This window comes from Comamonas odontotermitis (assembly GCF_040396735.1).
Lineage (GTDB): Bacteria > Pseudomonadota > Gammaproteobacteria > Burkholderiales > Burkholderiaceae_C > Comamonas > Comamonas odontotermitis_C.
In genome coordinates this window covers 41,329-55,235 of sequence record NZ_JBEBNZ010000011.1, presented here as the reverse complement: position 1 = coordinate 55,235, position 13,907 = coordinate 41,329, and the positions used below count along the sequence as shown (strand labels likewise).

Below are 13,907 nucleotides of genomic sequence, written 5' to 3'. Positions count from 1 at the left end.
GGGCGTTTTACTTTGGGGGAGTAATTACCGTGGAACAGCGCGCAGCATCCGTATTCGACACCTGCCTGGAGCAGGCTTTGCAGGAGGCAGAGCCCTTGATGAAGGCCATGGGCAATGCCGCCCTGGCCTCTTTGCGGGCCAAGTTGTTGGATTCAGCCAACAGTCATCAGGAACCGGTTCTGCAAGATGCCCTGGAGCAGCTCAAGCGTCGCCGAGACACCTTGCCGGTCGGTTACGCCAAGCGGCTGCGTGAGCTGGCCTTTCTGATCGCCCAGGGAAAAACGGCCGATTACCACCAGTTGACGGGTGGTGACGGCATGGCCTTCGCTGGCGTGCTGGAGTCGGAGATGCTGCGGGCCCAGATCGAGTGGGGCCGTGCCCAGATCAGCCTGCTGCAGCAGACCGAGGAAAGCAGGACTGCACTGGAGCGTGTGTACCAGCCGCTGCGCAAGATCACCCGCTACTGGCGCAATGGCAATCCGCTGCACCACACGGTGTACCTGGACAGCCTGCAGGCGAGCCTGCAGGACCAGGGCATCTCCATCGAAGTGACTTCGCTCTTCCTCGCCGACATGGTGGGCGTGATGGCCGATCACCTGCAGATCAGCTACCGGCGCATCATGACCTTGGCGATGAACAGCTATGCCGAGCTGCTTGCCAAGGCCGAAGCCAAGCGCCAGGCGGACAAAGCGAATACCAAGGCGTTTGCGCGCAAATCGAAAAAGCTGTTCGAGATACCGGAACACTGCCCCGTGGGCGCCGTGCGTGCCTACAAGCGGCTGATCCCTGTGCTGGAGCGCCTGTCGGAGCACGATGCCAGCTTCTGGACGGATGCAGCGCATCCTGCGCGCCTGCTGGTGCAGGCCATCGTGGACAAGGCAACCACACTGAAAGAGGGCGGCAGCACCGTGTCTTACCCACAGTTTCCGGGCGTGGTCTCGGAGACGGTTGAGACCTTGTCGGCGCTCAAGCTACCAGCCAGTACGGATTTTGCGCAGGCGCTGGTGCGGTTGAATGCCGCCGCGCCAGTGGCGCCCCGAAAGAGCCTTGCCAGCACCAGGGTCGGCCTTGCTGGCGAGCCCAGCAGCATGCCCATGGAAAGCCAATGGGATGCCTCCGAGCTGATCAGCATCCATCCCGAATCAGAACTGGCGGCATTGGATGGCGTCGGCCCGGAATCTGCACTTGCACCGCTGGCAGAGCCATCGGCGCGTGCCACGCGGGTTGCAGGCAGTGCGCAAGCGGCGCACGCAGGCAGCCTGGATGCCATGGAGCAGGACGTCATGGCCATGGTGGCCATGCATGTGCGCAGCATTGACGTCGACCCGGCAGTGCTGGCGGTGCTCACCAATGCCTGGCCCCGGGTGCTGTACCAGACGGCGCAGCGCGCGGGCATGGAATCATCGAGTTTTCGCGCCTACCGCCAGGTGGTGCCCGAGGTGCTGGCGTTGGCTGATGCCCATGCTGGAGCCGGGGTGCGCATCGAGACGGACATGCTGATCCCGTCCTTGCTGACCCGCCTGAAATCGGGGCTGACCGGCATCGGCTGGATGCCGGAGCGGATTGCACCTGTGCTGACTGCATTGGCCCATATGGCGCCCAGTGCCATTGTGGAGCTGCAGGTCGTACAGGAAGATGAGGTGGCTGAGGCGGCGGCAGAGGTAGCCAGCGGCTTACCACTGGCGCACGCTGCCGTGGCGCAGGCACCCGCTGCCGCGCCTGTTTCGGTGGCTCAAGCCGTTCCGGCGGCCCCAGCCGCTTCGGCTGCAGCAGGCCTGCACATATGTGGCCGCAAGGTGCAAAAAGGGGTGCGTCTGGAGTTCCTCAGCCGTGGCGAATGGGTTGCCAAGGAGCTGAGCTGGTCCAACCCGCAGGCGACGATGTTCCTGTTCACGGCCAGCAATGGCGCCAACCAGTCCATCACCCGGCGCATGCTTGAAAAGCTTGAGCAGGAGCGGGCCGTACGCGCCACCTGATCTGTCTCCCCCGCTCTGGGGGGCGGGAGCCGGTCTTGCGCCGCAGTGCCTGCTCTCCTGCCCATCCATGCACGCATGGCTGCACGCCAAGGCCCCGATTCCGCCGGGGGGCCGTGGCACAATGGCGGCCATCGGTGGTTTCCGGACAATTACGACCGGCGCCACCTGCCGTCATGTGCGGCTGCGGGCAACGATCCTGCCGCTGTGCATGCAGCGCCACACCCGGTGAGCCTCTGCAAAAATCCCTGCCGTGGTCTGAGCGTGGTCTCGGGCGATCCGCTGCGTTGTCTTTTCGCCGATAGCGATGGCTGTTGGCTCCAGAAGACGCCTTGCGGCGAGTCCCGATCCACGTCCGGCCCGTCTGGCGAGGGTTCTGCAGGGGATCCCTGGCAAACAAACCGGCCTGCCGTGCTCAGCGGCAGGCTCTCAAGGGGACAAACATGAGCCATATTTCTCGCCGCGCCCAGGGCCTGGGCAATGCCGCATCGCGCCGTACCGTTCTGGCCGCTGCACTGCTGGGTGCCAGCGCCCTGGTGCCTTTAGCCGCGCAGGCAGCGGATGTCAAAAAATACCCGGAGCGCCCCGTGCGCGTGGTGGTCGGCTTTTCTGCTGGCGGCACCACCGATGTGGTGGCCCGCATCATGGCCAAGGAGCTGACGGCTGAGCTCGGCCAGTCGTTCGTGATCGACAACAAGCCCGGCGCTGGCAGCAACATCGCCACCGAACAGGTGGCGCGCGCCGAGCCCGATGGCTACACCTTGCTGTTTGTCGCGGTGACCAGTGCCATCAACCAGACGCTGTACCCCAAGGTGCGTTTTGACCTCGTCAAGGACTTTGCGCCGGTCGCCCTGGGCGCCAAGGTGCCCAATGTGCTGGTGGTCAACCCCAGCGTGCCCGTCAAGAACGTGCAGGAGCTGATCGCCTACGCCAAGGCCAACCCGGACAAGGTGTCCTACGCTTCTTCGGGCAGCGGCACCTCCATCCACATGGCGGGTGAACTGTTCAAGCTGCGCACCGGCCTCAAGACCCAGCACATTCCCTACAAGGGCAGCGCCCCCGCACTCACCGACTTGATGGCTGGCCAGGTGCAGTTCATGTTCGACAACATGCCCTCGTCGTGGCCGCATGTGATGAACGGCAAGCTCAAGGCCTTGGCGGTCACCACCAGCAAGCGCTCGCCCACGGCGCCAGACCTGCCCACCATGGAAGAAAGCGGCATTAAACCGTTTGATGTATCTTCCTGGTTTGGCCTGATCGCCCCCGCCGGCACGCCGCCCGAGGTGGTCAACAAACTCAATGCCGCCATGAACAAGGCCTTTGACAAGCCCGAGGTGAAGGAAGCCTATGCCAAGCTGGGCGCCGTGTCGGAAAAGAACACCCCCGAGCAGTTCGGCGCTTTCATCAAGTCGGAAGTGACCAGTTGGGCGCCTGTGGTCAAATCCTCGGGTGCCACGGTGGATTGATGGTGCAAGCCGCGCACAGCGGCTGCCACAACCTGTCAAAACGAGAGCTGTCGGCGCTTGTTGGTGTTGGGTTTCATGGTGTTTAAATTCTGAAATCAAGCAATGACATGCGCGGGCAGCTATTATTTTTTATAGCCAACCCCTGGGTGGTGTGGCGTGCCATGTTTTCCGCCCTGCAGGACTGATCCGCCATCGATGAACGCCCCCGTATCGCCAGCCATCACCCCCGGTTTGATGGTGATCCACAGCAACCACCCCGAAGCGCTGCGCGATCTGGTGGTGGCCTGGATGCGGCGCTACCCGCTTGCGCCGCTGGAGAGCGAAACCATTCTGGTGCAGAGCAATGGCATCGCGCAGTGGCTCAAGCTGTCGCTGGCGCAGCCCGTGGCGCAAGGCGGCTGTGGGGTGACGGCTGCCGTCGATGTGCAACTGCCCGCGCAATTTCTGTGGCGCGCCTATCGCACCGTGCTGGGCAAGCACCAGGTGCCCGAGATTTCGCCGCTCGACAAGCAACCGCTGACCTGGCGGCTGATGCACCTGCTGCCCCAGTTGCTACAGCAGGACACCTTTGCCGCGCTGCGCCGCTTTCTGCAGGACGATGGAGACCAGCGCAAGCGCTACCAGCTGGCCGAGCGCATTGCCGATTTGTTCGACCAGTACCAGGTCTACCGTGCAGACTGGCTCGAAGACTGGGCGCAGGGCCGCGATGTGCTGCGCACGGCCAGAGGTGGCGAGGCGCCGCTCGCGGCAGACCAGCGCTGGCAGGCCGTGCTGTGGCGCAGCCTGCTGGCTGACGTAGGCGCAGCCGGCATGAAGACCAGCCGTGCCGCCGTGCACCAGCAGTTTCTGGGCTTCTGGCAGGCGCCGCACGCCACCCCCTTGGGGTTGCCGCGCCGCATCGTGGTGTTCGGCATCTCGTCCATGCCTGCCCAGACCCTGCAGGCGCTGGCCGCCATTTCTGCCACCTGCCAGGTGCTGCTGTGCGTGCACAACCCGTGCCGCCACCATTGGTCGGACATCGTGGCCGACAAGGACCTGCTGCGCCACCAGTACCGCCGCCAGGCCCGCAAGCGCAGCATGGCCCATGCGCTGAGCGATGACGAACTGCACCAGCATGCCCACCCCTTGCTGGCGGCCTGGGGCAAGCAGGGGCGCGATTACATCCATCTGATCGACGAGTTTGATGACTCGCGCCAATGTGCAGCGCAACTGGCGCCCATCAACGGCGGCCGCATCGACCTGTTCAGCGACGACGAGCCCCGCCACATGCTGGCCCAGCTGCAGGACGACATTCTGGACCTGCGACCGCTCGCAGAAAGCCGCGCCCGCTGGCCAATGTTTTCGCCCGCGCAGGACGGCTCCATCCGTTTTGCGACGGCCTACAGCCCGCAGCGCGAGGTGGAAGCCCTGCACGACCAGCTGCTGGCGCGCATGGACGCCGACCCCGCGCTTGCGCCGCGCGACATCATCGTGATGGTGCCGGACATCAACGACTACGCGCCGCATATCGAGGCCGTGTTTGGCCGCATCGGCCGCGACGACCCGCGCTACATCCCCTACACCGTGGCAGACCAGGGCCAGCGCGGCCGCGCCCCGCTGCTGGTGGCGCTCGAGCATGTGCTGGCCATGCCGGAGAGCCGCTTTGCCGTCAGCGAAGTTCTGGACTTGCTGGCGGTGGACGCCGTGCGCCAGCGCTTTGGCATCGGTGAAAGCGATGTGCCGCTGCTGCACCGCTGGATTGAAGGGGCAGGCGTGCGCTGGGGGCTGGATGGCGCGCAGCGCGCGCGCATCGGCCTTGCGCAGGCGGGAGAAACCAACAGCTGGCGCTTTGGCCTGCGCCGCATGCTGCTGGGTTTTGCCGTGGGGCAGGGCGAGGCGCTGGCAGACATCGAGCCGTATGACGAAATTGGCGGCCTCGATGCCGTGGCGCTGGGCGGATTGGCCGCGCTGCTGCGCGCGCTGGAGCAATCCTGCACCCTGCTGGCCGAGCCGGTGTCGCCCGAGGAATGGGTGGAGCGCGCCCGCACGGTGCTCGAGCTGCTGCTGGCCCCCCGCCAGGAGCGCGAAAGCCTGCTGCGCGATCAGCTGCTGCAGGGGCTGGACAAATGGCTCACCCAGTGCGAGGCGGCGCAGTTTGCAGACGCGGTGCCGCTGTCGGTGCTGCGCGAGGTGTGGCTTGCGGGCATGGATGCCGGCAGCCTCAACCAGCGCTTCATGGCGGGCTCGGTGAGTTTTTGCTCGCTGATGCCGATGCGGGCCATCCCGTTCAAGCTGGTATGCCTGCTGGGCATGAACGACGGCGCTTACCCGCGCCCCGTCTCCGTGCTCGATTTTGACCTGATGCGCCAGGAATACCGGCCGGGCGACCGCTCGCGCCGCGACGACGACCGCTACCTGCTGCTGGAAGCCGTGCTCTCGGCGCGCGAGCAGCTCTACATCAGCTGGGTGGGGCGCAGCATCCGTGACAGCACCGTGCGGCCTGCCTCGGTGCTGGTGGGCCAGTTGCGCGACCATCTTTCACAAGGCTGGCGACTGGCGGCGGGTGGCGAGGCGCCGGACGGCAGCCAACCGCCCACCGACGCGGAACGTGCACGCATGCTTGCCGCCATCACGCAGGAACACCCGCTGCAGGCCTTCAGCCCGCGTTATTTCGCGCAGCCCATGGCAGGCGGCAACCCCACGGGCAGCCTGTTCACCTATGCGCAGGAATGGCACGGCGTGCATGCGCCTGCAATTCTTGATGAAGATCGAGAGGCGGGCGCGGGACTGCTGCCGATGGAGGCGCGCGATACCGCAGTGGGATTGCGCATGCTGCAGGACTTTGCCCTGCAACCCGTGCAGGCCTTCTTCCGCCAGCGCCTGCGCGTCTACTTTGCCGATGAAGACTTGACCAGCCAGGACGACGAAATGTTCACCCCCGATGGCCTGCAGGCCTGGCAGTTGCAGGCCCGTCTGCTGGCGGATGTGCAGCCCTGGCTGGAGGCGCAGGACGCCCAGGCCCTGCAGGGCCAGCACCTGCCGGGCGACCTGGCAGCGCAGCTGGCGCTGTCTGCAGCCCGCCTGCAACGCGAAGGCATGCTGCCGCTGCAGGGATTTGCCGAATGTGCGGTGCAGCCTGCCACCCAGGCGGCCCAGCGTGGCCTGCTGCATTACGCACAGGCGCTGCGCATCTGGCCGCAGCGGATGGATGAAGCCTGGGAGCTGCGCAGCAGCGATGCCGATGCCGGTATCGACGTGGCAGACTGGCTGCGCGGCCTGCGTGCTGCAGCTGGCGTGGCCGAGGCGGACCTTGCCCGGCCGGACCTCACCCGCCCCGAGCAATGTGCGCGCATCACGCTCTCCGCTGGGCGGCTGCATTCAGGCAAGGAAGTGCGGTATGACCGCCTGCTGCGCCACTGGGTGGAACACCTGGCCTGGCACGTGGCCGGGCGGCCGCTGGTGAGCGTGGTGTGCAGCGAATCGGGCATTGCCGTATTGCCGCCGCTGCCCGCTGCGCAGGCCCGCATGCACTGGCACGCCCTGCTGGCGCTGTGGGCCGAAGGCATGCGCGAGCCGCTGCCGCTGGCCGCACGCACCGGCATTGCCGCGGCGCAGGGGCTGCAGGCGCAGCAGATTGCCGGTGTGTATGACGACGCCTACCGTGGTACGGGCGAGGTGCAGCGCCTGCCCGAGCTGGCGCGCAGCTACCCCGATTTTGACCACCTGCAGGCCGATGGCCGCTTTGCGCAACTGGCAGCGCAGCTGTACGGCCCGATGCTGGAATGCGTGCGTCTCATCAGCAGCCACGACCCCGCAGCGCTGGGCCGCATCGCCCGTGGCGAGGCAGATACGGGAGGCGCGCCATGAACGGGCAGGGCAGCGTGCCGCAAGGCCTGGCAGACGTGGTGCAGGCCCTGCATCCTCTGCAGTTTCCGCTGTGGGGCAGCCGCCTGATCGAGGCGAGCGCGGGCACGGGCAAAACCTACACCATTGCCGCCCTCTACCTGCGGCTGGTGCTGCAGCATGGCGCAGGCAATGCCTATGGCCGCCCTCTGGTACCACCAGAAATCCTGGTGGTCACCTTCACCGACGCCGCAACCCAGGAGCTGCGCGACCGCATTCGCCAGCGCCTGGCCGAGGCGGCCGAGCTGTTTGGCCGCGACCCGGCAGACACCAGCGGGCTCGATGCGGTCGACCCCTTGCTGCTGGCGCTGCGTGCGGACTACCCCGACGCGCAGTGGCCCGGCTGCGCCCGCCGCCTGCGCGAAGCCGCCAACTGGATGGACGAGGCCGCTGTCTCCACCATCCACAGCTGGTGCTACCGCATGCTGCGCGAACATGCCTTTGACAGCGGCAGCCTGTTCCAGCAGCAACTGGTGACCGACCAGACCGAGCTGCTCACCCAGGTCGTGCAGGATTACTGGCGCACCCAGTTCTACGGCCTGCCCGCCAGCGCGCTGCGCAGCCTGCAGACCGTGGTGGCTTCCCCCGCCGCGCTGCAGGATGCGCTGCAAGGCATGCTGGCGCGGCAGGAGGCCGAATGGCAGTTCGAGGGCCAGGCGCTGCCAGCGTCCGCAGCGGTGGACGTTGCGGCGCTCCTGAACCAGGCCGCCGAGCAGGCCGAGCGCTGCGAGCAGCTGCAGGCGGCCGCTCGTGATGCGTGGCGTGCCCACCGCGCCGATCTGGAGCAACTCTTTGCCGCGCTGCTGCCGCACTTCAATGGCACCACCTACCCCAAGAAAGACGAAGAGGGCGTGTTCGATGGCTGGATGGCCGGCATGGCTGCCTGGAGCGAAGGGGCCGATGCACCCGCAAAGATCCGCGCCTTCAGCCAGTCGGGCATCCGCCTGAAAAAGGGCGCCAGTGTACCCACGCACACCGCGCTGGCAGCGCTGGATGACTGGCTGGCCGCCGACGGCGAAGCCGTGCCGGCTGCAGCGCAGATCAAGCCGCTTTTGCTGCGCCATGCGCTGGGCCACGTCAGGCTTGCGCTGAACGCCGAAAAGCAGCGCCGTGCCGAGCTGGGTTTCGACGACCTGCTGCAACGCCTGGACGCCGCCTTGCAGGCCGAAGGGGGCGAGGCGCTGGCAGCGCGCATCCGCGCGCAGTTCCCGGTGGCGATGATCGACGAGTTTCAGGACACCGACCCGCTGCAGTACCGCATCTTCGAGCGGGTGTACGCCATTGAGGCCAACGACGCCGCTTTGGGCTTTTTCATGATTGGCGACCCCAAGCAGGCCATCTATGCGTTTCGCGGTGCAGATATTTACACCTACCTGCGCGCCCGTGCGGCAACGGCCGGGCGCCATTATTCGCTGGGCACCAACTACCGCTCCACCACGGCGGTGGTCGACGCCGTCAACCACTGCTTTGCCCATGCCGAGGGGCATGACAGCGGTGCATTCCGCTTTCGCCAGGGTGCAGCCAACCCGGTACCGTTTGTACCCGTGGACGCCAATGGCCGCAGGGATGGCTTGTTTCTGGAAGGAGCCGCCCAGCCCGCCATGACGCTGTGGACCGTGTTGGCGCCGGAGCGGGAAGCGGATGGCGAAAGCGCGGAGGGGGCAGGCGGTGCAGAGGAGGCCGCCGCCAGTGCCGCATCCTCACGCACCGGCGTGCCCGAAGGCCAGTACCGCCGCCGCATGGCAGCGTCTGCGGCAGCGCAGATCACCGAATGGCTCAATGCGGCGCAACGCGGGCAGGCCGGGTTTGGCACCGGCCCCGATGCCCTGCAGCGGGCGCTGCGCCCGGCCGATATCGCCGTGCTGGTGCGCGGCCGTGCCGAGGCTGAGCTGGTGCGCGAGCAGCTCGCGTTGCGTGGCTTGGCCAGCGTCTACCTGTCCGACCGCGATTCGGTCTTCCAGACCCCAGAAGCCGCCGACATGCTGCGCTGGCTGCGCGCGGTGCATGCGCCGTCTGATGACGGCCTGTTGCGTGCCGCACTGGCCACCGCCGCCATGGGCTGGTCCTGGCAGGCGCTGGACCGGCTCAACCACGACGAACAGCATTGGGAGCAACTGGCCCTGCGCATGCGCGCGCTGCAGCAGCTGTGGCAGAAAAAGGGCGTGCTGCCCATGCTGCGCCAGTGGCTGCTCGATTTTGACCTGCCCGCGCGCTGGCTGGCGCAGGCCGGAGGCGAGCGCCGCCTCACCAATGTGCTGCACCTGGCCGAATGGCTGCAGCGCACCTCGGCCGCCGTCGATGGCGAGCAGGCGCTGATGCGCGCCCTGGCCGAGCAGATGGCGCGGCCCGAAGGCGACGAGGAAATCCTGCACCTGGAAAGCGATGCCGATCTGATCAAGATCGTTACCATCCACAAATCCAAAGGGCTGGAGTACCCGCTGGTGCTGCTGCCCTTCATCAGCAACTGGCGCGATTTCGATGGCAAGAGCCGGGGCTATGCCCAGTTTCACGACGCGGCCACGGGCGCCCTGGTGGTGGAGCTGAGCAACAAGCACGCGCCTGCCGTGGCGGGCCACAACGACGAACGCCTCAGCGAAGACATGCGCCTGCTGTACGTGGCGCTGACCCGCGCTCAGTACGCGCTGTGGCTGGGCATTGCGCCCATCGCCAAGGGCAGCAGCAAGGCCGGTACGCTGGAGAAAAGCGCCATCGGCTACCTGCTGGCAGGCGGCAACAAGCTGCCGGATGCAACCCTGGGCGCCACCTTGCAGGCGTTTGCCCAAGGCTGCACAGGTATTGCCGTGCAGCCGCTGCCGCCAGCGACCAGCCCAGCCGCTATGCGCTACACGCCGCCGCCAGCCCCCGCACTGCATGCGCCGCGCCAACCGCAGCGTCGCTACGACGAACACTGGTGGATCGCCAGTTTCTCGGCGCTGACCGACAAGCTCGGCCCTGTTGGAGCGGTTGGCCCTGTTGGCGACGTTGCAGGCCTGGCCCCGCAGCCAGTGGATGCTATTGATTTTGATGCCTTGGCGCAGGATGGACGGGTGCCAGAGCCCGAAACGGCCCAGGAAGACCAGTACCTGGAGCTGCAGGACGTGGCCCCAGATGCACCAGGCGTTGCACCGCCCGTGCGCCCAGCCGCTGCCGAGCCCGGCAGCCTGCACGCTTTCCCCAAGGGGCCGGATGCCGGTAATTTTCTGCACGGCATGCTGGAATGGTGCGCGCAGGAAGGCTTTGGCACCGTACTCGCACAGCCTGCGCAACTGGACAACCTCATCGCCCACCGCTGCAAGGTGCGTGGCTGGGCGGACTGGGCCGAGCCGCTGCAGGGCATCGTGCGCCAATGGCTGCAGGCGCCGCTCGTGCTGCAGGGCGACGCCGGGCCTTCGCTGGCCCAACTGGCGCAGTGGCAGGTCGAGATGGAATTCTGGCTGCCCGTGGTGGGCCAGGCATCGTCTGCCCAGCTCGATGCGCTGGTGCAGCAGCACATTGCGCCGGGCCAGCCGCGGCCCGCGCTCGCTTACAACCGGCTCCATGGCATGCTCAAGGGCTATATGGACCTGGTGCTGGAGCATGGCGGCCGCTACTACGTGCTCGACTACAAATCGAACTGGCTGGGCACGGACAGCGCGGCCTATACGCCAGCTGCCATGCAGGCTGCGGTGCTGCAGCACCGTTACGATGTGCAGTATGTGATCTACACCTATGCGCTGCACCGCCTGTTGCAGCTGCGCCTGCCTGGTTACGATTACGAGCGCGATGTGGGCGGCGTGGTGTACTGGTTTCTGCGGGGCGTGGATGCTGCGGGCGCTGGCATGTATGCCGACAAGCCGCCGCGCGCGCTGATGGATGCGCTCGATGCCCTGTGGGCGGCGCCGTGATGAAGAATGCAATGACACGAGAAGAACAAGATTTGACTGTGAACACCTCTGGCCAGGAGCACCGCCGGGAGGCGCAGGCGCGGCCTGCCGCGAAGGTGGCCGCCGACAGCGCCACGGCCACCTTGCTGCACACGGTGCAGCGCTGGACGGCGCACGGCTGGCTGCGCAGCCTGGATGAGGCGCTGGTGCTCTTTCTGCACGAGCTGGACCCTTCTGCATCGCCGCTGGTGCTGCTGGCCGCTGCGCTGGCCAGCCACCAGCTGGGGCGCGGCCACGTCTGCCTGGACTTGCGCGCCACCCTGGCTGGCAGCCGTTTTGTCCTCTCGCTGCCGCCCGACGCGGCCGACCAAGGCAGCGGCGCGGTGGAGGCTACGCCCCTGCCATTGCCCAGCGAGCTGCTGGCGAACGTGAGCCTGCCCCAATGGCAGGGCGCGCTGTTGGCCAGCGCACTGGTGGCGGGCGAAGGCAAGGCCACGCAGGGCGGTACGCCGCTGGTGCTGCAGGGCGACCGCCTGTACCTGCGCCGCTACTGGCAGCACGAGCAGGACGTGGCGCGCGCCATCGGCCAGCGCATCGATGCCAGCGGCCGCCTGCGCGCCGCCCGCACGCCCGCGCAGGATGCCGCGCTGCGCGAGGCGCTCGATGTGCTGTTTGCCCCGCAGGGCGCAGATGCCCAGGGTCCTGACTGGCAGAAGATGGCCTGCGCGCTGGCTGCCACCAGCGCCTTTGCCATCATCACCGGCGGCCCGGGCACCGGCAAGACCACCACCGTCGTCAAGCTGCTGGCGCTGCTGCAGCACATGGCCCTGCAGCCCGATGCGGCCAGCGGCAGGCCTGCGCGTCCGTTGCGCATTTGCCTGGCCGCCCCCACGGGCAAGGCGGCTGCGCGGCTGACCGAATCCATCGTGCAGGCGCTGGGCCGCATTTCCGACGCTGAAATGCCCCACACACCGCCGGTGGTGATGAACGGCGAGTCGCGCAGCCTGAAGCAACTGATTCCCGCTGAGGCGCAGACCCTGCACCGCCTGCTGGGCAGCCGGCCCGAGAGCCGCCACTTTCGCCACAATGCACAGAATCCGCTGGCGCTCGATGTGCTGGTGATCGACGAGGCGTCGATGGTCGATCTGGAAATGATGGCCGCCGTGCTGACGGCACTGCCGCGCGATGCGCGCCTGGTGCTGCTGGGCGACAAGGACCAGCTCGCATCGGTGGAGGCGGGCGCCGTGCTGGGCGAGCTGTGCGCGCAATCGGAGCGCGGCCTGTACTGGCACGAGACCGCGCACTGGCTGCACCAGGTGACCGGCCAGCAAGTGCCCGCGCAGCTGCAGGACATTGTGGGCAAACCGCTCGACCAGGCGGTGGTGATGCTGCGCGTGAGCCACCGCTTTCATGCCCAAAGCGGCATTGGCAGGCTGGCGCGTGAGGTCAACGCAGGCAACGGCAAGGCCATCAAGGGCCTGCTCAAGGAGCAGTACCCCGATGTGGCTGCCTACCCGGTGCCGGACATCACCCACTCGTCGCTGGCGCAGCTGGTGATCGATGGTGGCGGCAAGCGCTTTCCTGAAAGCGCGCAAAAGCAGCAGGGCGGCCCGGTGGGCTATGGCCACTACCTGCAAATGCTGCGCGCCATGCCCCAGGAGGGTGGCCAGGCCGCGCTGGACGAATGGGCCCACGCCCTGCTGGCCGCGCACAGCCGTTTTCAGGTGCTGTGCGCGCTGCGCAGCGGGCCCTGGGGTGTGGAGGGCATGAACGAGCGCATTGCCCAGCTGCTGGCCCACCGCGACCTGATTGCGCACAGCAGCGGCTGGTATGCCGGCCGGCCGGTATTGGTTACGCGCAACGACTACAGCCTGAAGCTGATGAATGGCGACATCGGCATCACGGTCGAAGTCCCGCTACACAATCAGGAGCTGATGGCGCATGCTGGGCGTCTGCAAGAAGCCAATCACGCCACAAACCCGTTGCGCGGCCTGCGCGTGGTATTTGCCACCAGCGAAGGCCTGCGCTGGGTGCTGCCCAGCCGCCTGCAGGCGGTGGAGACGGTGTACGCAATGACCATCCACAAATCGCAGGGCTCGGAGTTTGACCACGCCGCCGTGGTACTGCCGCCGCAGCTCTCGCCCATCATGACGCGCGAACTCGTCTACACCGGCATCACCCGCGCCAAGAACTGGCTCACCGTGGTGGCAGGCGGCACCAGCAGCTTTGCGGTGCTGGAGCAGGCGAGCCACCTGCAAGTCAAGCGCGCCAGCGGTCTGCGGCAGGGCGAGCTGTGAAGTGATGCACAAAGGCTGGCAGGTGGCGCGGGCAGAACCCCGCGCCCCTCGCGCAGCGACCGAAAAAGCAAAAAGCGCCAGCAGTGCAGACTGCGGCGCAATGGAAAGTGGTCGCCAGCCCATGCCTAAAGGGCAGGGTGCAACAGGCTGAGGCAAGGCATTCAGGGCCGAAATCGTTTCATCGAAAAAATGCGTGGCTACCCGACAAGTCGTTGGCTGGCTAAAACGACCCCGAAGCTGAACAGGCCCCGAGTGTCGCCCCACGATGAAACAATCACTTTTGCGTTGGCACAAGCGCTTTTTTGAGGAAGCGTCTGCGCCTTCTGCAGCGGCGATGGGTGAACTATAACATTGAATGAGAATAATTATCAATAAGAATGTGGATGAATTCTTTGCCAGACCTCAGTTTTGTGTAAGTGTTTGTTT

General features: G+C 66.6%; 5 protein-coding genes. All 5 read left to right on the top strand.

Going from position 1 to position 13,907, the window contains the following annotated elements:
- Window positions 1–29: 29 nt before the first annotated feature.
- On the top strand, window positions 30–1,976 hold the full coding sequence (locus ACH2DG_RS11455) for a DUF1631 family protein (protein WP_395026218.1): 1,947 nt from the start codon (window positions 30–32) through the stop codon (window positions 1,974–1,976).
- A 440-nt stretch (window positions 1,977–2,416) separates the two neighbouring features.
- Window positions 2,417–3,439, top strand: coding sequence for a Bug family tripartite tricarboxylate transporter substrate binding protein (locus ACH2DG_RS11450; RefSeq protein ID WP_395026216.1), 1,023 nt, complete (start codon window positions 2,417–2,419; stop codon window positions 3,437–3,439).
- Window positions 3,440–3,634: 195 nt separating this feature from the next.
- Window positions 3,635–7,285, top strand: coding sequence for an exodeoxyribonuclease V subunit gamma (gene recC, locus ACH2DG_RS11445; RefSeq protein WP_395026214.1), 3,651 nt, complete (start codon window positions 3,635–3,637; stop codon window positions 7,283–7,285).
- Complete coding sequence (gene recB, locus ACH2DG_RS11440; RefSeq protein ID WP_395026213.1) at window positions 7,282–11,205, top strand: exodeoxyribonuclease V subunit beta; 3,924 nt, start codon at window positions 7,282–7,284, stop codon at window positions 11,203–11,205. The genes recC and recB overlap by 4 nt, the downstream gene beginning before the upstream one ends.
- A gap of 38 nt (window positions 11,206–11,243) precedes the next feature.
- Complete coding sequence (gene recD / locus ACH2DG_RS11435) at window positions 11,244–13,481, top strand: exodeoxyribonuclease V subunit alpha (RefSeq protein ID WP_395026212.1); 2,238 nt, start codon at window positions 11,244–11,246, stop codon at window positions 13,479–13,481.
- Window positions 13,482–13,907 lie beyond the last annotated feature (426 nt).